20 protein-coding genes are annotated in these 24,811 nt (G+C 40.5%); 7 read left to right on the forward strand and 13 right to left on the reverse strand.

Annotation, left to right across the window (positions count from 1 at the left end):
* The first annotated feature begins 898 nt into the window (after nt 1-898).
* From H2677_RS15070 to H2677_RS15090, 5 genes are all read left to right on the forward strand, one after another.
* Nucleotides 899-1,396, forward strand: a complete 498-nt coding sequence (locus H2677_RS15070; RefSeq protein ID WP_204379277.1) for a hypothetical protein — start codon at nt 899-901, stop codon at nt 1,394-1,396.
* Complete coding sequence (locus tag H2677_RS15075) at nt 1,393-3,573, forward strand: hypothetical protein (RefSeq protein WP_204379266.1); 2,181 nt, start codon at nt 1,393-1,395, stop codon at nt 3,571-3,573. Before H2677_RS15070 ends, H2677_RS15075 begins: the two co-directional genes overlap by 4 nt.
* A complete protein-coding gene (locus tag H2677_RS15080; protein ID WP_204379265.1) occupies nt 3,570-6,527 on the forward strand; it encodes a site-specific integrase in 2,958 nt (985 codons plus the stop codon). Before H2677_RS15075 ends, H2677_RS15080 begins: the two co-directional genes overlap by 4 nt.
* A gap of 604 nt (nt 6,528-7,131) precedes the next feature.
* Nucleotides 7,132-7,434, forward strand: a complete 303-nt coding sequence (locus H2677_RS15085) for a helix-turn-helix transcriptional regulator (protein ID WP_044431308.1) — start codon at nt 7,132-7,134, stop codon at nt 7,432-7,434.
* A gap of 4 nt (nt 7,435-7,438) precedes the next feature.
* A complete protein-coding gene (locus H2677_RS15090; RefSeq protein ID WP_212638852.1) occupies nt 7,439-8,698 on the forward strand; it encodes a type II toxin-antitoxin system HipA family toxin in 1,260 nt (419 codons plus the stop codon).
* Nucleotides 8,699-9,046: 348 nt separating this feature from the next.
* On the opposite strand, the gene H2677_RS15095 is transcribed toward H2677_RS15090, so the two are convergent.
* From H2677_RS15095 to H2677_RS15125, 7 genes are all read right to left on the reverse strand, one after another.
* Nucleotides 9,047-10,399, reverse strand: a complete 1,353-nt coding sequence (locus H2677_RS15095) for an MFS transporter (protein WP_212638853.1) — start codon at nt 10,397-10,399, stop codon at nt 9,047-9,049.
* Nucleotides 10,400-10,518: 119 nt separating this feature from the next.
* Nucleotides 10,519-11,544, reverse strand: coding sequence for an enoyl-CoA hydratase/isomerase family protein (locus H2677_RS15100; protein ID WP_212638854.1), 1,026 nt, complete (start codon nt 11,542-11,544; stop codon nt 10,519-10,521).
* A 12-nt stretch (nt 11,545-11,556) separates the two neighbouring features.
* The gene (locus H2677_RS15105; protein WP_161984948.1) at nt 11,557-12,330 is read right to left on the reverse strand and encodes an enoyl-CoA hydratase; all 774 of its coding nucleotides are present in this window, start codon (nt 12,328-12,330) and stop codon (nt 11,557-11,559) included.
* A gap of 21 nt (nt 12,331-12,351) precedes the next feature.
* Nucleotides 12,352-13,479, reverse strand: coding sequence for an acyl-CoA dehydrogenase family protein (locus tag H2677_RS15110; protein ID WP_004956740.1), 1,128 nt, complete (start codon nt 13,477-13,479; stop codon nt 12,352-12,354).
* 11 nt (nt 13,480-13,490) lie between these two features.
* A complete protein-coding gene (locus H2677_RS15115; protein ID WP_212638855.1) occupies nt 13,491-15,140 on the reverse strand; it encodes an AMP-binding protein in 1,650 nt (549 codons plus the stop codon).
* Nucleotides 15,141-15,222: 82 nt separating this feature from the next.
* Nucleotides 15,223-16,113 (reverse strand): 3-hydroxyisobutyrate dehydrogenase, encoded by an 891-nt coding sequence (gene mmsB / locus H2677_RS15120; RefSeq protein ID WP_212638856.1) that lies wholly within the window; start codon nt 16,111-16,113, stop codon nt 15,223-15,225.
* A 13-nt stretch (nt 16,114-16,126) separates the two neighbouring features.
* Nucleotides 16,127-17,644, reverse strand: a complete 1,518-nt coding sequence (locus tag H2677_RS15125; protein WP_212638857.1) for a CoA-acylating methylmalonate-semialdehyde dehydrogenase — start codon at nt 17,642-17,644, stop codon at nt 16,127-16,129.
* Nucleotides 17,645-17,809: 165 nt separating this feature from the next.
* Between H2677_RS15125 and H2677_RS15130 the strand changes: the two genes are divergently transcribed.
* Nucleotides 17,810-18,691 (forward strand): LysR family transcriptional regulator, encoded by an 882-nt coding sequence (locus H2677_RS15130; RefSeq protein WP_212638858.1) that lies wholly within the window; start codon nt 17,810-17,812, stop codon nt 18,689-18,691.
* Between the two features lie 75 nt (nt 18,692-18,766).
* On the opposite strand, the gene H2677_RS15135 is transcribed toward H2677_RS15130, so the two are convergent.
* The 4 genes from H2677_RS15135 to H2677_RS15150 form a co-directional block, all read right to left on the reverse strand.
* Entirely contained in the window at nt 18,767-20,200 is a 1,434-nt protein-coding gene (locus H2677_RS15135; protein ID WP_004956756.1) for an amino acid permease, read from the reverse strand.
* Nucleotides 20,201-20,391: 191 nt separating this feature from the next.
* Nucleotides 20,392-20,751 (reverse strand): RidA family protein, encoded by a 360-nt coding sequence (locus H2677_RS15140; RefSeq protein WP_212638859.1) that lies wholly within the window; start codon nt 20,749-20,751, stop codon nt 20,392-20,394.
* A 10-nt stretch (nt 20,752-20,761) separates the two neighbouring features.
* Complete coding sequence (alr, locus tag H2677_RS15145; protein ID WP_004966994.1) at nt 20,762-21,865, reverse strand: alanine racemase; 1,104 nt, start codon at nt 21,863-21,865, stop codon at nt 20,762-20,764.
* 24 nt (nt 21,866-21,889) lie between these two features.
* Nucleotides 21,890-23,146: a D-amino acid dehydrogenase gene (locus tag H2677_RS15150; RefSeq protein WP_005403875.1), complete on the reverse strand. Its 1,257-nt coding sequence runs from the start codon at nt 23,144-23,146 to the stop codon at nt 21,890-21,892.
* A gap of 137 nt (nt 23,147-23,283) precedes the next feature.
* Here H2677_RS15150 and H2677_RS15155 point away from each other — a divergent pair, with 137 nt between their 5' ends.
* Complete coding sequence (locus tag H2677_RS15155) at nt 23,284-23,751, forward strand: Lrp/AsnC ligand binding domain-containing protein (RefSeq protein ID WP_004665270.1); 468 nt, start codon at nt 23,284-23,286, stop codon at nt 23,749-23,751.
* Between the two features lie 67 nt (nt 23,752-23,818).
* On the opposite strand, the gene H2677_RS15160 is transcribed toward H2677_RS15155, so the two are convergent.
* Complete coding sequence (locus H2677_RS15160; RefSeq protein ID WP_004907196.1) at nt 23,819-24,187, reverse strand: ribonuclease E inhibitor RraB; 369 nt, start codon at nt 24,185-24,187, stop codon at nt 23,819-23,821.
* A 133-nt stretch (nt 24,188-24,320) separates the two neighbouring features.
* Complete coding sequence (locus H2677_RS15165; protein WP_212638860.1) at nt 24,321-24,800, reverse strand: GNAT family N-acetyltransferase; 480 nt, start codon at nt 24,798-24,800, stop codon at nt 24,321-24,323.
* Between the last annotated feature and the right edge of the window lie 11 nt (nt 24,801-24,811).

Here is a 24,811-nt window from a genome sequence, read left to right on the forward strand (position 1 = left end):
ATACAGACGAATAATAAAAATTAGCTGTATAACCTTAATCCTCATTACAAAGTACAATGAGGTTGAACATGGGATGAGGTACAGATTAAAAAAGCGAATGCAATACAAGTAAATCATTGAATATTAATAAGTTATACCAATTACTTGTAAGTAATGGTGGCAGAACACCCTGCCCTAAAGAAAAAAGGGGATGAAAAGATCCATAAAAAATAGATAGACTGTTTTCTGTGTTGGATCAACGGTCTACTAAAACCGACTGGCAATGTGTGCCAGCAATCGCATAATAAAATTAAGAAGATATAGTGGCAATCTAGAGATTCTGATTTCAACAAAAGTATGCTTAACCGCAATTTAATTGTAATTTTTTGTATTAAAAATGACTTGTAACTCAAACAATTTTTAGGCTATCTGCCTAATTTTAAAAAAATAATCTCAATTAGAATAAATATTTATTCTATTTTTATCAATAACTTAATGTGATATTTTTAATACTGTTAGCAGACTGGGATCACTGAAGGATACTAAAAGGCATCCTTCTTTTTTTCCCTAATAATTAATATTTACTGAATCTTAAAGACTTTAGTTTTAGAGATTCAGTTAGTAGCACAACCTAAAACATTATTATTTTTCGATGGTTATTACTAATGAAACTACTAAGCAAATTTTTTAGTGTGTATTTGAACAGTATAAATGTAAACAATAAATACTTTAATTTTAGAGATTTTAAGGAAAATAAAAAACCTTTGATTTAACAGAATAATTTTAAAAAAAACTTATCAGTATTTAGATCTGATCTAAACTTTCTGCGAGACAATAAAATATGTCAAAATCAAAAAAGGGGATTCAAAATTACCGTGTAGCTGTAAAAAATCTGCACTTAAAGTGTTATCCAAAATGTATGCATGCCTACCAAATTTGGATTGCTCTATTTTTTCAGCTTAATGAGAAACAGCAAAACTATCACTTGAATTTAATTTTTAAGCAGAATATCGACATTCCACTCATTACCACTAACACACTGGGTCACTATTTTTTTAGTAGTCATTTCAGCTGGATCTATGCCTATTTTTACAACAAGAATAAAAATGAATTTACGTTTAGAGCTTATGAGAAAAATAATTCCTACGAATTCACCATCATGGCTTTAAGCGAAGTAAAGGCCTTACTATGTTCCGGATTACATCACTCAATTCATGGCTTAGATATCATCGCACATTGGCTAAATGAACAATACTTAGCCGCACATCTTCAGGAAGTTTTCGGTCAGGAAGTTCTAACTATCAATCATCTACGAGAATTATCAGGGCTGTCTAAATCCAAAAGTCCAGTAAGTTCTATTTCAAATTATACAGGTCCATTGTCATTAGAAAAAATTCTGGCTGGAATATCATCATGAACGGATATAGTTACTTAGAAGATACTCAAGAATTAAAGCTTGAGCCGTTTCGAGAATTCTATCAAACACTAGCAGAAGCAAAGCTAGAAAGTTTTCAAAATTCAAGCAAACTCAATGACTTCATTAAACCTACTGAAATCGTTGAAATCAACAATATTATAAATCAACAACTTGCAGACAAATCAATCAGTGAATATCCTTTGGTTCATTACCTTGTTGCAGTGATCAACACCCCTTCAGCCTATCAAGCTAATGCACTGAAATGGGCCATTTTCAATACTCAATGTATTGAATCGCTTGATAGCCAAGAACATGCCTCCACTGTAGCTAATCTTTGTATGCGTTTTCGTTTAGCCAGCACAAAGCGGGAATACCATTGGCTTTATAGCTTCTTACCAGCTCTTCCTATGGATTTGGAGGATCTGCTTGAGTTTTTAAATGAAACTGAAGTAGAGAATAAAGATTTACTTGAACGTTCTACTCCAAAATTAACAGCAAAACAAATTGGCCAGCTGGCAAATCTACGTGTTATCTATCAATATGTCTTTACTCAGTCTGAACGTTTAAAACGAAATCGCCAAATCAGTTCAGGTGCCAAAGAAGCTCCTCAAACTGATATTCAAAAGATATCAAGAATATCTCTCGATGATGAACAAACGTATCAGACTCATTTTGAACGCGGTATAGCAAAACAACCACGTGAGGATAAAACTATAGAAAAAGTTGAAGACCATAATTTTGAATTCAATTCACTAGAGCAATGTTCTATTACAGCTCAGATCAATAATCTCAAAAACAAAATTCTGCATCAAAACAAGAATGAATTAATGAGCAAGGCAAATCCTCATGTCTTCGATTTGCCTACTGCACAGTACATTATGCAAATTTTATTAGAACAGGCAGAAAACTCTCCAATTCATGCATTGCTTTTATTTTCAGTACTCAGTTTGACGCATTATGAAGAGCTACTGGTATTCAGAACTCGTTTCTTTCTAAGCTCAAAAAGTAAAGAAATCCGTTTTACTCATGGAAACTGTTTTTTAAAGCAAAGTGTTGATAACTCTAAATTTAAAGATGCATTATTAAAAGAATATATGCTCAACATTGGTAATTCTTTTACCATCCCCTTACCCAAAGTTTATTTAGATCGAATCTTTCAGTTAAAAAATTGGGATAAAGCTGATATTGCTTCTGATGTACAAGATTATCTACGTAGAATCAGTGATGATCTTACTTTCCCTTTAACAGCTCAAAATCTTCCTCGTTTAATCAGTGATATTACATTAAATGAACTAGGATATGAGTTAGAAAGTAAATTATTCGCTGGGGAAAATGTTAACAACTACACTCCATGCCATTATTTTTCAACAAAAATTATTGATATCTTAGATATTTATATTCAAACACTTAATCTGGTTGGTCCTCAGCTTGACACTGGATATATTGACGAATTTAAATCCCCTATTACGTTTGGCAGTCAGCAAGTACCGGATCTCCCATTCGTCCAGTCTTTTTTTTACCAGCTTGACCACCAAGTTCGGAATAATCCCAATCCCTTTCAGACTTTAAATCATTATTCAATCTGGCTTTGGCATATTTGTATGCTGACAACTTCAGCACGGCCGAGTGAGTCCTTCCCACCCAATCTAGATTATATTGACCTTGACAACCAATTGATGGCTGTTGCAGATAAAGAGCAACGTTATTCGGGCACCATTGGACGCTATTTACCTTTTAATAATTTTCTCCGTGATGAAATACAGCATTACCTAAAGTATTTGAAACATTTTCTGCACCTCACTAAAGCCTATCTGTCGCAAGAACAAGTACAAGCAATCCAAAAGGTCTTCGATGGTGAACATCTCTTGCTCTTATTTTACGATTCGAAAGGATATGTCCGAAATCTGGAACTTTCTGATATTCAAAAATACTGTACTGAAATAGCATTACAGCGCAATTGGACCCGCCACTTCGCTCGCTATTTTTTTGCCCAATACTGCAATGAAGATCTAATAAAAGGCATCTTTGGTCATGACGAAGCTATGCAGGAACTGTTTGACCGCTATTCAGGTTTTGAGACAACAGATTACGATCAAATTAGAGCAGCACAAGACAAGCTGGTCGGACTCTTAAAGCTTAAAAGTATGTCTACATTTAACGGGTTCCTGATTGAATGAGTAAACACCCACACTCCCTTAAAAGAATAAAAAAGCATAGAAAAAACAAAGCATTTCTTCTGAACTTGTTTAGTGAGAAATGTATAGAACTGACGCCTGAGAACTATTCGGAAATTTGTCGTCAAGTTGATAATCAGCTTTTAGAACACTGTAAGTCAAACATCCGTAGCTATCAGATGGCACGTATAGAATTTGCTAAATATATCAAGCGCTTTAATCTTTCATCGAATCAGTACTATCCAGTGCCTGCCGCTCCCGTAAGGCACGAAAGGTCTCTGCCACTACAAAATATTGAAACCTTAAAACATGGTAAAAAAGTTACTCAGTTTGCCCAAAATATGATTGCTTACTGGGCAAAACGAAATGACTTCAGTCCCACCCAATCTCTTGGCTTTTGTTTGATCAGTTCAATATTATTTAATGGCATTTATAACCATGCCGAATTGCAATTTTTTTTAAAAATCATTTTAAAAACAAAGAAATTTCAAAGTTTTTTAAACCTAAATCATATGGTAACACTCGAAATCCCGAACCGGAATTTCGGTAATCAGCGTATAAATGACCCTGATTTTTCAGTCAGCTATACAAAAACGTTTGTGCTACACGACATTGTGAAATGCTGGATCTACAGACTTAAACATCAAAAGTTTGATTTATTTTCGGATATTGAAGATGCAGAACATCTGATTAACGCTTGTATTATTGAATGCTTCCCTGAGGAAAAGGTACGTTGTAAAGACCTGTTAAAATACGGTTTTTACTATACACAGTTCCTGAAAAACAGCGGACTGGATCAAATGTCCATTTGTATCCTAAAAAATGAAATTTACAGTTCCAGCCCTCTCGAAAAACAATTAGCAGCCTATTTTATTCAGTCTGAACCCACGCCTACCCATACAGTTCAGAATATTTGTGAAAAACCTCAGAAAAAGCCTACGGTCACTATTACATTAGATGAAGTCGATATTTTAGTAGAAATACGTCAAGCTATTCGTGCAAAAAACTATAGCGATCAACTCATAGAATTATATGCTAAAAAACAATCTCCAGCCTTGGAACGTTTGCTGCTGTGGAGCATTCTACGCTCAAAATTAACGGAACCTCAGCTGGACCTTCTCAATCATATTATTCAGCAGCAGCAACGATTTAAGCGCAAGCTTATACGTGCAGATTTTCAGCCGGTCAAGCAAAGTTCTCTGAAGACCATGTTTTCACAGTTTGCAGTCCATTGGCTGCAGGCAACGCAAGACAAAGACATTTCATCATTTTCAAATGCCGATTTTGAAGATCTGTATGGAGAAATGCTTTTATTAAAGAAAGAAACAACTAGAGAGACTTTACAAAAACGTTTACAGGAGTTTCATCACAAACAGACCTTATTTTTTAACGCGCCCACTGTGGATCTGGATAGTTTAATCCAAGTAAAAATCTGTAGAACCGCATTGATCTCGCCCCATATTTTTTACCGCATGCTAGAGCAGCTCGAAAATACTCAAGATATTTCAATTCAGGATAAAAATATATTTAAACTGATTTTTATTCTGGGGTTCAGAGTCGGACTACGGATCAATGAAACATTGAATATCTTCGTACGTGATCTATTTATTGGTGCAGATGCTGTGATACTCACCATTCGCAACAATCGCAATAAAAATCAAAAAAGCTACTCAGCTTACCGCAAGATTCCTTTACATCATCTACTTAAAGCCGATGAATTACATGCATTTAAAACATATAGTCAGAATAGAAAACGCCTGCTAAAAGAACAAAGAAAATCAGTTACTCAACCGCTATTTTTAAAACAGTCCCTAGAAGAAACTCACGAAAATGAAGTCAATGCTCTCTTGAAACAATTGATCCAGTCTGCTTCTGGAGAACACAGTTTTACTTACCATACTCTGCGTCATTCAGCATTTAATCATCTCTATCTGGTTTTAAAACACTCACCGCTTGCTGATGCATTTACAGACTATACGCCAAATGATCAACTACGCATCCGTTATGCATTGCTGCGAAACAAAAATACTCAGCAAACCTGGTATGCGCTTTCTCATTTTGCCGGGCACCTAACGCCTGAAACCACTTGTTCAAGCTATCTGCATTTAATGCATCTAGCAATTAGCTACCAGCTGAATCAAATGCACAGCCCGCTTCCTAAAGAAGCCTATTTTAATATTCTGAAACATGATGATTCTATTAAATATCCTGTTCAGCAGCGGGCGATCAAACATTTTTTATTTGATCAACTCACTAAAGACCGTTACAGGCAACATGATCATCAATTTCAACCAGGTCAACAGAAATCACCTGATTCACTGATGCTAGGAGCTCATGACTCAGAGATGACTTTTGAATTATTGCATCACATTCTTGCAGTAGAAAAAGAACAAGACCTTCTATTACCTGAAGCCATTCCTTTGCAAATCGCGCAAAAATTACGTGCCAGAGCCCTGCATTTAAAAACCTCCTGTGTAAATCAAAAAAAATCATCGAAGTTATTTACCACAGATTTTTTAAGGAAAACTCCCGATGCATTGGTCACCATGTTTCCAACCAATCAGGAGGAAAAAAAGGTCATTCACCATGTTCAGGAGCGTTATGCAAATGTACAAAGTAAATACAAAAAACAGCTCAATGTGATCTACTCAATTTATCTTGAAAAAGCTCAGCCCAATTCAGCCCAGTTAATTTTTGAACTGAATGAAAAACGGCAACTGAAGAAACTTCTTTCTTTTATTCATAGCTTATTTCCCAAAAAATATCTTCATTTAGAACTCTCTCAGCAGAGCAAGACAGAGCTCAAAAAGACATTACAGGATTTAACATTACGGGCAGAAAACTTCAGCCTGAATGAAAATGAAAGGCGAATTAAGTTCTGCTTCAAGGGTAAAGATGCAAAAGCACTTGGGGTATTCAAGTTACTGATGTATCTCATGATAGTTTCTCATCTTTAATGCAAATTATTGGATAAGTTTGCCACGCATTCTTATTCGTGGTTTACCAGTCATTCCTGTAATGATTTAATATGGACTTCCAAGCGTGAGTGATTAAATTAATCATCTTAAAGAACAATAACTGTTTGTCCCACTAGCCAAATAATGTCTGTCCAAGTTAGCACAAAATTTAATGATCATTTAAACAAGAATTTGCAGTATTGGTTTACAATTCGAAGTGAATAAAAAAGTATAAATTGCCGCATTAGGATGAAATTGAAGAAATATTTTCAGAATATGATGAATAAATTGTGAATCGGTACTGAATTAAGGTAACAGGCAAGGCAAAGCGCTGCCCATCGACCTCATTGCTCCAGACCACTTGTGTCAGATATTCCACATTGAACTGATAGCAAATCCAGGTTTCTCGCTACATCACGCGAAACTAATTGAACTTAAAGCAAGTTGTTAGACTCTATTAGATTGTAAATGTCTAATTAGACTTCTTGAATCTAATAAGATCTAATCAGCCCAATTAAGCACCTTCCTTACATCAAATGGTTTATTTATATAAATCCATTATTTTGTGTTTTAATATACATATATACACATAAGACCCAATATTATGGATTTAAATTTCAAAAAACCTGAAGAGATTGTTACTTTATTATGTGAAAGGCTTCGCAAAGAACGACTTTATCTGGAAATGACTCAGGCAGACGTCGCTACACGTGCTGGTATTAGTGTGAATACAGTATCTAATCTGGAAGCTGGTCGAAATGTTTCATTTGAAAATTTAGTACGCGTTGCCATGGTATTGGGCCGATTAAAAGAATTAGAGGAACTCTTCAAACCTCATTTAAACAGTGTAAATGACATTCTCCGCTATGAGAGCAATACGGCTCGCCAACGTATCAAAAGGAAATAAGTCCATGCTCAAAAAACTTAATGTTTACTACAATGGATGGGGTGAATATTGGCTTTGGGGTACACTGGTCTCCTCAACCGCAATCACAGGTCGGCCATTAATTGCCTTTGAATACAGTGCAGAAGCGATCAGTAAAGGTTTAGAACTTTCCTCTTACCTACTTCCATTAAAAGGTGACTCATTAAGAACGAACTTTCCTACACATCAAATGGGATTGCCAGGTCCTATATATGATGCCCTACCCGATGGTTGGGGCATGCTTCTTATGGATCGCTTATTTAAAAAAAATGGACTCAATCCAGCACGGATTGGGCCATTAGAACGACTCACGTATATTAATACACATGCAATGGGGGCATTATCCTTTGAACCTTCAGCACCTGAGTTAGCATTAACTGAAAATATTCCGCTGATTAAACTCGCTCAAGAAGTTCAGCAAGTTCTCAAAGGAGAAGGTGCAGAATTTTTACAGCATTTATTAATTATGGGTGGATCTCCACATGGTGCAAGGCCAAAAGCACTCGTCTATCGTGATCCTGTCACCAACGAATTCTCAACAGTTAGCTCACATCAACATGAAGCTTGGCTGATCAAATTTCCCGCTCAGCAAGAGCATCCTGAAGTTTGTGCAATTGAAGCTGTTTATGCAGAATGTTTGCGTCATTGTCATATTGACACCCCTGACACTCAATATTTTACTCTTCCGAATGGATTAACCGCATTTGCATCAAAAAGATTTGACCGCCATGATGGTATGCGTATCCCTATGCAAAGTTTAGCGGCCTTCACCGGAGCTGATTTTAAATCACCAGGGAGTTTAGACTACAGTAACTTTCTTCGCGCTGCACACTTTTGCACCAATGATGTTCGCGAAAAAGCAATTGCATTCAAGCGAGCTGTTTTCAATGTAGTCTTCAATAATCGAGATGATCATTGCAAAAACTTTTCATTTCTGATGTCCCAAAATGGGCAATGGAAACTCTCCCCTGCCTATGATGTTACTTTCTGTGAAGGGCCAGGTGGATATCATCAAATGGATATCATGGGTGAGGCACTGGATATTCCTCGACAAGCTCTTGTAAAACTTGGTACTCAGGAAGCGGAACTTTCTGCCCAAGAAGTCGATGAAATTATTGGCTCGATTTGTAAGGTTGCAATCCGATTCAGCAATATCGCTCATGACCTATTACCTGGACAAATTCAAGCAGAGACTCTCCAACTGATCCAAAATAGGATTGAGCATAATATTCATTTATTGAATTGAATATAAAACATTTTCATGAGGATTAAGAATCATTATATTAAATCATATAATATTGTTATTTCTCATGAAAATTCGCACCAAAATACAGGTGACTTTTATAGACTAAAATTTCCAATATGAAGTGACCAAAATACCCTTAAATGATCTAAATTGCTAAAAATTTTACCCCACTAAAAACTATACACAATCAATTAAATCATATACTTATAGTTAACATCATTTAATGTTATAAATCTCGGTGACCTTGCCAAGGTTGGTGTCGCGAGTTCGAGTCTCGTTTCCCGCTCCAAATTTAAAAGGCCCTAGTCGAAAGATTAGGGCTTTTTTCTTATCTATGGATTTTGCAAACTAGGATTGTTCAGTAATCTTCGTTTTTAAATCTAGCTCATTTGATTGCTGATAAGTTTCAGCAATTCGGTCACGCGGCATAAAAGTTGTCGCAATAATTGCTATCATCGCCATCGAACCAATATAAATCATAATCAAATATGGATTGCCACCACCGACACTCAACAACTTGGTTGCAATCAACGGTGCAATACCACCACCCAATACACCAGCCAACTGCACTGAAATCGAGATACCGCTATAACGAATCTCAGCAGGGAACTGACGCGCGAACAATTGTGCTTGCGGCGCATACATAATCGGGAACACCACACCAATTGCCAATACAATCGCAGTCCACACCAGTACAGGGTCTTTGGTATTGAGCATACTAAAGAATGGATAGCTAAATACTGCCAACACGCATAAGCCAAACATAAACATATTGCGTTGACCAACCCGATCGGACAGATGTCCACACAATAGGGTCATAAATAGAATGACTGCTGCACCACAAATGGTAGCGAACAAAATCTCTTGTCGAGGGATTCCAAGTTGGGTCGTGGTATAAGCCAAAGTAAATGTTGATGCAATATAAAACCATGCGTTTTCAGCAGCACGTGCCACAATAATCGTAATCAACTGTTTTGGATGTTGTTTGAAGACCTGTAACGCAGGAACTTTAATATTCTCAGCTTGCTCTTTAACTTTTTCAAAGTCAGGTGACTCAGGTACTTTGACACGGATATACCAACCTACAGCCAGTAATACGATACTTGCGAGAAATGGAATACGCCAACCCCAACTAAACAATGCTTGTTCAGGCAGTAAGGACACCAATCCTAGAGCAATTGAGGCCAGCATTAAACCGCCACCTGTACTGGCTTGAGGCAAACTACCCCAAAATCCTTTTTTACCTTCAGGTGCATGTTCAACAGCCATGAGCACAGCCCCGCCCCACTCTCCACCCATTGCCATACCTTGGATAAAACGCAAGATGACCAAGCAAATCGCAGCCCAATAGCCGATTGATTCATAGGTAGGCAACAGTCCAATCAATACCGTTGGAATGCCCATCAGCATCAAAGTCAGTAACAACATGGACTTACGACCAATTTTATCACCAAAGTGCCCAAACACTAAACCACCTAAGGGTCGTCCGATAAAGCCTACTGCATAGGTCCCAAATGCTGCGAGTACGCCTGTCAGGGGATCAAGATTAGGGAAAAATAATTTATTGAAAATCAGTGCCGCCGCTGCACCATAAATAAAAAAGTCATACCACTCGATGGTGGTACCCACCATACTGGAGATACCCGCCAAACGATGTGATGACTTTTTAGGATGTGAACCGTTTCCATGTAATGTTTGCATCTTCATTTTCCTTTCTTGGAAATTTTTATTCTGAATTTTTATGCTGATGATCATGCTTGATCAAAAGTCTACGTCCTGTTTGTATTTCTCCTTTGTGATAACAATCGGATGAGCCGTACTTAGCTTAGCTTTTCTAATATTTGCTCTAGTTCAGGATTGGCTTGTTGCCATTGCGGTTGTTTGTCTTTATCGACAATCAGTGCACGCACGCCTTCAATAAAGTCTCCATGCTCAAACCAAATATCCTGCAAATCACGCTCTAGTTGCATACATTGCTGCAAGGAAAGCCCACGTCCAAGATGTTGTAGTTTCAAGCTGGTTTGTTTTGCTACGAATGAGCGTTGTTGCAGTAGATGCAGTAATTTGCTTGCCCATGCTTTTAACTGCTCATCTTGTTCATTTGCAAGACTTTGCTCAATCTCATCCAAATGTTGAAAACCGAAATGTTTACGAATCGCTTCAGCATACTGTTTCAATTCACTTTCTGCTGGGCGGGTGATAAAGCAACTCACAATATGTTCAATGTTTTGTTGACTTAAATCGTTTTCTGCAACCAAGGCATCTTGCAAGGCTTGCAGTCTTTCGCTCGGTACATGGTAGTCAATCAAGTCCAAATAAAGGGCATCACTGCTACTTATTTGCTCACCTGTAATCGCCATATACACGCCTATGTCATCCAAGCGCGATAGGAAATGAGTAGCGCCGACATCTGGGAAAAAACCAATCGCTGTTTCAGGCATGGCAAAGCGTGATTTTTCACTACTCACAATGATGTGGCAGGCTTGCGCTAAGCCAAAACCACCACCAAGCACATAACCATCGAGCAGAACGATGACAGGTTTTTGGTACTCACGTATGGTGGTGAGCATCTTATATTCGGCACTAAAATAACCTTGATGATCTGTCGTGCCCAGTTTATAACTGTCATACAGATAGCGAATATCGCCACCTGCACAAAAGGCTTTCGGGCTATTCGATTTGATTAAAATCGCTTGGATAGCAGCATCATCTCGCCAAAGCTCAAGTTGGGCTTGAATCCCCTCAATCATCGCTAGTGATAATGCATTCAGATGTGTCACTCGATCTAAGGTGATCATGCCTAGACCACCTTGTTGCTCAATCATTAAGTGATTTTCTTTGTTCATTTTGTTGATCTCTTATTGATTTTTAAAATTTGCCTGCCGCTTTTCAACAAACGCCTGCATGCCTTCTTTTTGGTCCGCAGTGGCAAAAATAGAATGGAACATGCGTCGTTCAAATCGTAATCCTTCGGTCAAATTGACTTCGAAAGCTCGATTAATGGTTTCTTTCAGCATCATGTTTGCGGTCAGAGAACGTGTCGCAATTTGTTCAGCAGCTTTTAGGGTTTGTTCGAGTAGGTCTTCTTTGTTGAATACACGTGCAACCAAACCACTTAACTCAGCTTCTACTGCACCCATTTGTCGTGCGGTGAGGCACATTTCCATGGCTTTGGCTTTACCAATCGCATGAGTTAAACGTTGTGTTCCACCAATTCCCGGAATTACGCCCAAAGTCACTTCAGGTAAGCCGAACTTGGCATTCTCAGCGCAGTAGATAAAGTCACACATCAGTGCCAATTCACAACCACCACCCAAAGCATAACCACTCACCGCAGCGATCAAAGGTTTACGACGTTGGGCAATACGATCAGCAAGATGGAAAAAATCATCAAAATAAATATCAGGAAAATTTAGCTGTGCCATTTCCTTAATATCCGCGCCGGCTGCAAAAGCTTTTTCTGAACCTGCTAATACGATACAACCAATCTCACGATCCTTTTCCAGTTGGTCGAGGGCTTGATTCACTTCACTGATCAATTCACTGTTTAGCGCATTTAAAGCTTTAGGACGATTGAGGGTAATTAACCCTACACCATTACGCTTTTCCAATAAAATAGTTTGCCACTGCATCATTCAATCCTTGTTTGAGTTTTATAGACTACGTGCGATCACTAAACGTTGAATATCGCTAGTACCTTCATAAATCTGACAAATTCGTGCATCACGATAAATTCGCTCGATTGGAAAATCTTTCAGATAGCCATAACCACCAAAGACCTGTAAGGCACTTGAACAAACACGCTCTGACATTTCAGAAGCAAATAATTTGGCCATCGATGCTTCATTCAAACAAGGCTGACCCGCTTCTTTGAGACGTGCAGCATAATGAACCAGTTGTCGTGCAGCTTCGATCTCTGTTGCCATACTGGCAAGGCGGAAGGCAATCGCTTGATGCTCGAAAATTGGTTTACCAAATGTCAGACGTTCTTTGGCATAGTGCGTGGCTTCTTCTAAAGCTGCACGCGCCAAACCCACTGCTTGTGCTGCAATCCCGATACGACCACCTTCTAAATTAGCAAGTGCAATTTTCAGACCCTCGCCTTCTTTACCCAACATCAAACTTTTATGCACACGTACATCGGTCAAAGCAATCTGACAGGTATCCGAAGCATGTAAACCTAACTTTTCTTCGACACGAATGACCTCATATCCGGGTGTATCACGTGGCACGAGAAAGGCACTAATACCCTTTTTACCTGCGCTTGGATCAGTCACGGCAAAGACGATAATCACCCCTGCATTATGACCAGAAGTAATAAACTGCTTTGCACCATTCAGAATATAATCATCACCATCTTTAACCGCGCGAGTTTTGATAGCTGCGGCATCCGAACCAGTATGAGGTTCGGTTAAAGCAAAGGCTCCAATCATTTCACCTTGGGCTAAGGGCTTTAAAAAGCGTTCTTTTTGCTCGTCATTACCAAACTTTAAAATAGGTACACAGCCCACCGAATTATGCACGCTCATAATCGTCGAGGTCGCACCATCTGCTGCTGCAACTTCTTCGAGTGCCAATACATAGGCCAAATTTCCCGTATCTGACCCACCCCATTGCTCTGGGACGAGCATCCCCATAAAACCAAGCTGCCCCATCTGCGCCAACGCAGCTTTGGGAAAGGTGCCATCTCGATCCCAATCACTGGCATTCGGTTTAATTTGTTCTTGGGCGAAACTTTTCGCCATATCACGAATTAACAATTGTTCTTCGGTAAATTGCATTGTTATTTCCCTTACCCTGCTTTTGCTTGTTGCTTAGCAATTTCCTGATTACGCAATAAAAACCGTTGGATTTTACCACTCGGCGTCTTCGGCAACTCGGTGACAAACTCCACTAGACGTGGATATGCATGCGCAGAAAGACGTTTTTTCACAAATTGGCTTAATTCTTCTGCCAAAGCAACTGTAGACTGTACACCTGCCGCTAAAATAACAAAGGCTTTAACCAGTTCGGTACGATCTGGATCAGGCACACCAATCACCGCAGCTTCAATCACCGCATCATGTTCAAGCAAAGCACTTTCAACATCAAATGGGCCGATACGATAACCCGATGTGGTGATCACATCATCGCTACGCCCTACAAAACTCATACTGCCATCACTATGTAACTCAGCGGTATCGCCTGTTAAGTAATAATTGCCAACAAAAGGTGATTTACGGCTTTCTTTATATCCCCCAAACCACATCATTGGCGACTGGCTGATATCCACCGCTAAAATTCCGGCGGTGTCTGGTGGAAGCTCTTCGCCTTGCTCATTGACCACGGCAACCCGATAACCCGGACTTGGAAAACCTGCCGCACCTGCACGTATTTCATGGCTTAAACCGTGATGGTTACAGATCACCATACCCACTTCAGTTTGTCCGTAATGATCGTAAATCGGTGCATCTAAAACTTGTTTGAACCAGCGAATCACTTCTGGATTCAGTGGCTCACCTGCACTACTGACCACACGGAACTGACCTTTTAACGGCGCCATTTGTGCTGGATCAGCAGCCATCATCATACGATAGGCCGTTGGTGCACCTGCCAAGTTGGTGATTTGATAATCCTTGACGATTTGACACAAACTATCCGTACTGAATCCACCCTCGTAGAACAACGTCGCATGTCCCAAGAATAACGGCCCCGTAATCGCATAGTACAAACCATAGGCCCAACCCGGATCAGCAATATTCCAAAAAGCATCATCTTCAGTTAAGCCAATCGCATCTTGCATATAGCGACCAAATGCAATCAAGGCTTTTAGTGGAACTTCGAGCGGTTTTGCAGGTCCAGTAGTACCTGAGGTAAACATCAATAAGAATGGATCATGCAAATTACGCATGACTAATTCACATTGATCAGACTGCTGATTCAGCTCCTGCCAAAAATTAAAATCGCTGGCTTTGAGCACCGAACCTTCTGTATCAGCAACGGTCACGATAGCTGGACATTGTTCAACTTCATCGAGCTTGCTGCGATTGCCCACATCCGTGACGACTAACTTGCTTTGTGCAAGTTGAATACGATGCTCAATCGCTTTCGGCCCAAAAGCAGTAAACAGCGGTTGATATACGGCTCCAATTCGCCATGCGGCTAAAATCGTCACGATCAGCTCAGGCGTTCGTGGTAATAAACCCGAAATACGATCACCTGCCTGTACACCTTGTGATTTTAGAAAATTAGCAAATTGACTGGACCACTGTTTGAATTGCGCAAAAGTATATTGTTCCTTACGCCCATCTTTGCCTTGCCAGTACAAAGCAACTTTTTCACCGTCTACATGTCGGTCACAACACTCAAAGCATGCATTGAGTGCATCCAACGAACCTGACAACATTTGTTGAGCCGTATTTTCAAAATCAAATGCGTTTGCCACATCTTTATAATTCAACATCTCTATTCCCTCAGTCTGGATTTGTAGTTATTTACGACAGAGTTGCATTTATTGGTATACAAGCCATCCAATGGCTTGATGTTTAAACTTGGTCTGGTAGGTATTGCTGGATAATGCTGGAGAAATCCAAATGCGCATTTCCACGCATACACATCTGCTGATACATCTGCTGTACCATGCCACCTAACAAAATAGGCTGTTTGACCTGACCTGCTGCCTCGACTGCCAGACCTAAATCTTTCAGCATCAGTTGTGTCGCAAAACCATCTTGATAGCCACGTGAAGCAGGTGCATTTTCATTGATATGTGGCCATGGATTACAAATCTCTGAACTCCAGCAACGACCACTTGAGGTGTTCACCACACCTGCCAATGCTTGTGGGTCGATCCCCAATTTGGCACCCAATGCCATGCCCTCTGCCACAGCAGCCATCGAGATTCCAAGAATTAAGTTATTGCAAATCTTGGCAATTTGTCCTGCGCCAACATCACCACAATGAATGACATTCTTGCCCATGTAGCTGAGCACAGGTTTGACTTCCTCAAAGGTCTGATCATTGGCACCCACCATAAAAGTGAGAGTACCTGCCTGCGCGCCAATGGTGCCACCCGACACAGGCGCATCACAGATGTGAATATTTTTAGTTTGCGCAAGCGCAGCGATATCTTTGATGGTCTGTGGATCAATGGTACTGCTATCAATGCACAATGCCCCTGCCTTCAAGACTTCCAGCACACCCTCCTCACCGAGGTAAACCTCTTTGACATGCTTGGCTGCTGGTAACATGGTGATCACCACATCTGCTTGTTGGGCTGCTGCTTGTGGACTGTCGCAGACCACACCACCCGCTTCAGCAAAGTGCTGATTCGCCACTTCACTGAGGTCATAACCATAAACTGTAAGTCCTGCTTTGAGCAGGTTATGGGCCATTCTGCCACCCATATTTCCAAGACCGATAAAGGCGATATTCATCCCTGATTCCCCCTTAACGTAAACTAATGGTGGTATTTACATCGCCGACTTCATGGCTATCTTCAAACCAACGACTAGTAATGGTTTTGGTTTGTGTATAGAACTGTACCGCTTGCTTACCATAAGGGCCTAAATCACCTAGTTTTGAACCACGCGAACCTGTAAAGCTAAAGAATGGCACTGGCACAGGAATTGGAATGTTAATCCCCACTTGACCAATATCAATTAAGTTTTGGAAGGTACGTGCTGTCGCACCACTTTGAGTGAAGAGTCCAACACCATTACCAAATGGATTGGCATTGATCAGCTCAATCGCTTCTTCCAAAGTATCAACAGAAATAATTGCCAATACAGGACCAAAGATTTCTTCTTTATAGATACGCATATCTGTGGTCACGCCATTAAAAATGGTCGCTCCAACAAAGTTACCTGACTCATAACCTTTAACTTGCACATCACGACCATCGAGTAACAGCTCTGCACCTTGCTCGACACCACTATTGATCAAATCAATCACACGCGCTTTGGCACGTTGAGAAATGACAGGTCCGATATCTGTATTCGGCTCATGTCCTGCATTAACTTTCAAGGTTTTGGCTTTTTCAACCAACTCTTGAACCCATTGCTTACTTTCACCCACCATCACAGCAACTGAAAGTGCCATGCAACGCTGTCCTGCAGCACCAAAAGCCGCACCGACTAAAGCATTGAGGGTTTGTTCTTTGTTGGCATCAGGCATCACCACCACATGGTTTTTCGCCCCCATCATCGATTGCACACGTTTGCCATGTTGCCCTGCGAGGTTATACACATGGGTACCCACCGCAGTTGAACCGACAAAGGAAATCGCTTTGATGTGGTGATGTGTACACAGACGATCCACCACTTCTTTACCGCCATGTACCACATTCAACACACCAGCAGGTACACCTGCTTGAATCGCAAGTTCGACCAACATCATCGTGGTTAATGGGTCTTGTTCAGAGGGTTTGAGTACGAAGGTATTGCCACAAACAATCGCCATCGGGAACATCCACAATGGAATCATGGCTGGGAAATTAAATGGAGTGATGCCCGCACAAACACCCAATGGTTGTTGCAAAGTATAGGTATCAACACCACGTGCTACGCCTTCGATGTACTCGCCCATTTGCAAGGTACCGACAGAACAAGCGTGCTCAACCACTTCTAAGCCACGCTGGATATCACCTTCTGCATCGGCTAAGGTTTTGCCTTGTTCAGCGGTCAGTACTTTCGCGATCTCTTTCATGTTGGCACGAATCAAGTCTTGTAGCTTCAGCATAATGCGCATACGTGCCTGAATCGGTGTTTGACGCCAAGTGGCAAAAGCATCTTGTGCAGCTTGAATCGCTGCATCCACTTCCTGCACTGTTGCAAAAGGTACGCGACCGATGACTTCCTGTGTCGCAGGATTGACGATATCTTGCCAGTGTTGGGTTTCAGACTCGATCAACTGTCCATTAATGAGTAGCTTAGCTGTGTCCAGCTCGATTTTCTGGATTGTATTCATAACCTCTCCATAGGCCTATTTTTATTGTGTTCAGATGTTCGAAAATAGCGATTCGTCGTATTTTCTTTTTTTAACATTTGTTTGAGACTAGCAAAGAATGCTTTGACCACCAACGCAAATTCATGCACGATTGATGTGCAAATATGCACAGGGATGACAATAACAATGAAAGTGGATTGGGATCATCTACAGTTTTTTCTGGTTTTAGCGAGAACCAAAACCTTGACCAATGCAGCACGCATTATTGGCGTAGAACACAGTACCGTAGCTCGACGGATTCAAGCATTGGAGCTGGCTTTAGGCACGACTTTGTTCAAGCGTGAAGCATCAGGTTATGAACTAACGATGGAAGGATTAGCCCTTGTTCCGCAGGTTGAGCAAATGGAACAAGCCTTTCTTCAGATTGAGAAACCGCATCAACCTTTACAAGGTCGTGTGCGAATTGGCACACCTGAAGGATTTGGTACCGCATTTCTTGCACGACTATTGGCAGAATTTTCGATTCACTATCCTCAGCTCACGATTGACCTGATTCCTGTGCCAAAGATGATTAAGCTCTCGCATCGTGAAGCGGATATTGTGGTGTCTATTGATCGACCAACGTCTGGACCTTATATCATCACGCGACTGTCAGATTACACATTAAAGATTTATGGCAGCCAAAACTATCTGTCTCAACATCCACCAATTCGTGGATTAGAGGATTTAACCCAACATCGTTTTGTTAATTATATTGATGATTTGGTCTATAGCCCTGAGCTGTATTGTCTAGAACGCTTACCCTTAAAACTCACTGCAAATTTTCGCAGTAGCAGTATTTTGGCACAGCAAATCGCAGTAAGTGCAGGTGCTGGATTAGCAATTTTGCCGAAATTTTTAGCCCATGATAAACCTGAACTTCAGGATGTTTTAGCTGAACAAGTACGTTTTAATCATACATTCTGGATGCTGACCTTTGTAGATTTACAGCATGAGCCACGGATTAAACTGGTCTGGGATTATTTACGTAAACAGGCAGATAAATATCAGCATTTATTGGTTGATTAATACTTCTCGGCGTAGATATAAAAAGAGCCGATCTAGTTAGATCAGCTCTTTTTATGGGAGATGCTAATGAATCGATTAAGCTAATTCACGTCCAAGTTTACGCATACGTGGTTTGTATAATACTTGATAGGTCACCGCTAAAATCACCACCCACAACGGACTCACATACAGCGCTTTCAGCGTGTCAGGTTCGAGTGCCAAAATCACCAAAGTGAACAACAAGAATGCGATCACCACATAAGACATGAACACGCCGCCTGGCATTTTAAATTTAGACTGTTCATGTAACTCTGGACGTAATTTGCGATAGCGGATATAGCAAACCATGATCAGGCTCCATACGCTAATGAACAGGATCACACAGAGCGAACTTGCCAAAGTAAAGGCTTCCATGGTGTTCGGGACAAAATACTGAAGCACAGCTCCACCCATGATAAATACACATGAGAAGATCAGACCATTTGCTGGCACTGCACTTTTGGATAAGCGACTAAATGAATTTGGCGCCTGACCATCTTTAGACAGACCAAACAACATACGACTGGTAGAGAAAACACCACTGTTCATCGACGACATCACCGAAGATAACACCACTAAATTCATGATGATCGCTGAGGTCACAATCCCCGCATTCAGGAATAACTCAACGAATGGGCTTTTATCTGCGCGAATTTGATCCCACGGTGTCACAGCCATCACCACTAATAAAGCTAAGACGTAGAACAAAATAATACGAATCGGAATCGCATTAATCGCTTTGGGAAGATTCTTATGTGGGTCTTTGGTTTCTGCCGCAGTGGTTCCAATCAGCTCCACACCGACAAAGGCAAAAACAGCAATTTGGAAACCAGCCAAGAAGCCATCAACACCTTTCGGGAACATACCACCATGCGACCAAATATTATTTAGCGAAGCCACTGTGCCATGAGGTGCGGTAAAGTGACTAAAAATCATATAGCCCCCAACCCCAATCAAACCAATAATCGCCAAGATTTTAATCAGTGCAAACCAGAACTCGACTTCACCAAACAATTTGACCGTAAGTAAATTCAAGGCCAAAACGAATAATACGCAGCCCGCACTAATCAGCGCCTGTCCTATTGGAGTAAAGGTCGTTCCATCAGGCAGCCAAAAACCCAGATAATTAATCACAGCAGCTAAGTCCGCAATACCGACCAAGACCCAACCTAACCAATAGGTCCAACCCAAATAATATCCGGCCCACGGTCCAATCAGATCGTGTGCCATATCGACGAAAGATTTGTACTGTAAATTGGCAAGCAACAATTCACCGAGTGCTCGCATCAAAAAGAAGAACATGCCACCAATAATCATGTAAATAAACAAGATTGATGGACCAGCAAGGGAGATGGTTTTTCCTGAACCCATGAACAGTCCAGTCCCAATCGCGCCACCAATGGCAATCAATTGCAAATGGCGATTGGAAAGTTTTCGTTGTAAGTCTTGAGGTGCATCATCACCTGAAGACTGATTATGTATCACCGTCATAAAAAAGTTCCTTTTTACTACTTCCTAAAATGAATCGGTCGCTAATTTATGAGCTTAACCAGCTGTCCTTTATAAATGACCCATTCATTTTGACTGCAAGAAAATACGTATTTGCCTTACTTTTATCTATGACAAATACGTTACTTTTCTTCTTTTTTAATCTCATTTAAACAAAAATAAAGCGATTCGCTTTATTTTTGTGCTGCAATCACTGCAATTTCAATTAACCAATTTGGATTGACCAAATCAGCTTGAATCGTAGCGCGTGATGGCGCCACACAGTCTTTTAACCAATCAACATAGATCGCATTGACCTTAGGAAAATCCGCTAGGTCTTTCAGAAAAAGCTGTACCGAAAGTAAACGTGATTTATCGCTATTTGCGGAGGCTAACAATTGCTCGATCGTTGCCAATACATCACGCGTTTGTCCTTCGATATCTAAATCAGGATTTTTAGGAACTTGTCCTGATAGATAAACCACCTGATTAAAAACCGTGGCTGCACTCATCACTTCGGTGCTATTGATTTTCTGGATCTCTGAATATGACATGATGACTTCCTTAGTCTTGAGTGATAAATGGAACTCGTGCAGTTACGCCACACATAAGTTCATAGCCAACTGTGCCTGAGGCTGCTGCAACATCATCAATAGAGAGAATTTGTCCTGTTTTTGATGTTCCCCAAAGCACAACTTCACTGCCAATTTCAGCATTCGGAACTGGCGTTAGATAGACTGCCAACATATCCATACTGACACGCCCAATGGTTCTAGTACGGATTCCATTGACTAACACGGGCGTGCCTGTAGGAGAGGTACGCTGATAACCATCTGCATAACCACACGCTACAATACCAATAGTCATCGCATGTGCAGCTACGAAACTTGAACCATAACCCACACTTTCATTGGCATTTAACTGCTGGATCGCGATCAATTCACTGCGCAAACTCATGGTCGGTGCAAGTCCCCAATCTTGGATACTATGCTTCGGATAATCGGGAGAGCTGCCATAGAGCATGATGCCGCCACGGACATAATCGGAGTGTACTTGCGAGGGATATCTGAGAATGGCAGCACTATTACTCACCGATCTTTCGCCAGGTAAGTCCTGAATGGTGCTTTCAAATTCTGCGAGTTGATATTCAACCCCAGCTTGACCAAAACGTTCGCCATCAGCATCAGAGAAATGCGTCATATGGGTGATGTTGGAAACATTATTGAGGCGTTGCAGATGTTGCCAGATTTTTCGGTATTGTTGAGGCTTGAAACCTAGACGGTTCATGCCACTGTTCATTTTTAAGAAAATATCAAACTGGGCTGGATAGATATGCTGCTGTATCCATTCGACTTGATGCTCGCTATGTACCGTGAAACTCAACTGATATTCAGCGCAGTCAAATAAATCCTGTGGCGAAAAAATTCCTTCCAGCAATAGAATTGGACCTGTCCAACCTAATGCACGCAAACGTTTCGCTTCATCTATATCAAGTAATGCGAAGCCGTCCGCAGTTTTTAAAGCATCGTAAACTCGTTCGATTCCATGTCCATAGGCATTGGCTTTGACCACTGCAAACACCTTGCTGTCTGGAACAGAAGTTCTCACGACCTCAAGATTTTGGCGCAAAGCCTGAGTATGGATGACCGCAGTAATTGGGCGAGGCATAATCAACTTCCTTGTATAATCAAATTATGCCGCGTGTGAATAACGCTGGATCGATAAGCCATCCGTACTAATCTCGGTACGATGATTCATCACCAAATCACTAATCAATTTGCCTGAACCACATGCCATGGTCCAACCTAAAGTGCCATGACCAGTATTTAAGAATAGGTTCTTATATTTGGTTGCACCAATAATCGGTGTGCTGTCTGGTGTCATTGGACGTAGACCTGTCCAGAATGATGCTTGTTGTAAGTCACCACCTGGGAATAAGTCTTGGGTAACCATTTCCAAAGTTGCACGACGATCATCATTCAAGCCCAAGTTAAAGCCACTTAATTCCGCCATACCACCCACACGGATACGTTGGTCGAAACGTGTAATCGCGACTTTATATGTCTCATCTAAAACCGTTGATTGCGGAGCAAATTTTGGTTCAACAATTGGAATCGTCAATGAATAACCTTTCACTGGATAAACTGGCAGATTCAATTGCAATGGTTTTAAGAAATCGCGTGAATAACTACCAAAGGCAAGTACGAAACGATCAGCCGTTAAAATCGCACCATTGACCATCACACCTTTGATTTCGTCACCTTCTACGATCAGTTGCTCAACATTTTGATCGAATTTGAATTCGACACCTAAGTCTTGCGCTACTTTCGCCAAGGCATTGGTGAATAAATAACAATCACCCGTTTCATCATTCGGCAAATGTAAACCACCGACTAATTTATCGGTGTGTGCCAATGCTGGTTCTACACTGCCCAGTTCTTGAGCATTGAGTAAATTAAAATCAACACCACATTCTTTCAGTACTTGGATGTCTCGTTGCACTGCTTCAAGCTGCGCTTCATTACGAAATACCTGTAAGGTACCTTTGGAACGATTTTCGTAATGAATACCTGTTTCACTTCTGAGTTGACGCAAACAATCACGACTGTATTCCGCCACACGCATCATGCGTTCTTTGTTGACCGCATAACTTTGAGGATTACAGTTTTTCAGCATCTGTGCCATCCACTGAAGCTGCCACATGCTGCCATCTATATTAATAGCAAGTGGTGCATGATGTTGGAACATCCATTTTACTGCTTTGAATGGAATCCCTGGTGCAGCCCAAGGTGTTGAATATCCTGGCGAGATTTGCCCAGCATTACCAAAACTGGTTTCTTTTGCTGGACCAGACTGACGATCAAGTACAGTCACTTGGGCACCTTGTTGCGCAAGATAGTAAGCACTTGCTACACCAATAACACCACTTCCTAAAACGATGACGCGCATAATAGGTCCCTCTCGCCCACTAGTTTATTTAACTAGTATATTTTTGCTTCAATAGTTTTTTTGACTATTTTTATGGCTATAATCTAGGTAATTTAATGTTTTTATCGCGGAAAAATTAAAATAAAAGGGAATAATCTATGCGTAAATTAGACCGTATTGATCGCCTGATTTTAGACATTCTGCAACGTGAAGGGCGTATCGCAATTAGTGAGTTAGCTTCACGTGTGAACTTATCTACCACGCCTTGCTCAGAACGCGTCAAACGATTGGAACGTGAAGGTATTATTATGGGCTACTACGCTCGGCTTAATCCTGCGCATGTTGATCGTAGCCTATTGGTGTTTTTGGAAATCAAACTGTCAGCAAAATCAGGTGATGTCTTTGATCAAGTAGCTCGAGATTTAGTCGATATTCCTGAGGTCTTGGAATGTCATCTGATCTCAGGTGAGTTTGATTATTTAGTCAAAGCTCGACTCAAAGAAATGAGTGCTTATCGACGTTTATTGGGTGATTTACTGAAAAAACTGCCTGCTTCGGCATCATCCCATAGTTATGTGGTGATGGAAGAAGTCAAAGAAAGTCTTTACTTAGATGTGAGTAAATAAAATTAGATGTCGTAGGGTGCACCATTAAAAATATTTCAGCCTGCAAACGCAGGCTGAATATGTATCATTATTCGTCTTCATCATCATAGATATAGCTCATACAACCCCATCCGTCGTATTCACCATCAAACTCTTGCGCAATCCGCGTCATCCACTCTTCTAAATCAGCAATATCTTCATATTCCAACATCATATTGACGTGAATATTTAACACCCACAAATCCGATCCATCTGAATGCAATTCTTCTTGATACAGTGAAATTTTTTGCTCTTGATGCAACAGATGCAATGCACACTTTTCTGCTTGTTCTTGCTTTTCAAATACAATTGAAAATTCGACTTCATGCGGTTCACTTAGGTCATTGCCATCTTCAACCATTTGCCAAAGCACATTACCATTATCATTATCAGGAAATTGCTCGTAATCACGTGTCATTTGAATATCCTTTGTTGTCGTTTCAGTTTAATTATTTGGCTATAGATTAATCTATTTTTATGTCAGTTTTTAGACGCATGAAGATCATTATTGTAGTGAAAGCATAAATGATCTTCATGTCGATCTTCGATAGCTATATGGTCAACTCGATGGATAGAACAACTTGATCGATACAACGGATTCCATTTTCATAAATCGGCTCAGGATAGTGTTTAAACACATCTCGCTCAATGTATGACATACGAAAACCACACTTCTGATATAGAGCCGACTGATCAAAACTTGAATTGCCTGTTTTAATAAAAACAGTGCTGACCGAAGATTGCCATGCGTTTTCTATCGCATGTTTAATCAATGATTTGGCTAAACCAAAACCTCGATGCTCTTTGGTGACGGCTAAATTGATAATTTCCGCTTCATCCCCGCGTTGTAATAAACATAATTCTGCAATTACATCCCGACGATCATTGGAAATCACAAAGATTTTTACTTCTGATAGATAAGCTAAAACATGCTGCCAATCTGGATCGGCTTCAAGTAGTAATTTTTTTAATTGCGCTTGAGTCAAAGTCGGCAAACCAGCCCACTTTAACTCGTTGATACACGAATACATAGTTAAGAACG

This window comes from Acinetobacter junii (assembly GCF_018336855.1).
GTDB lineage: Bacteria > Pseudomonadota > Gammaproteobacteria > Pseudomonadales > Moraxellaceae > Acinetobacter > Acinetobacter junii.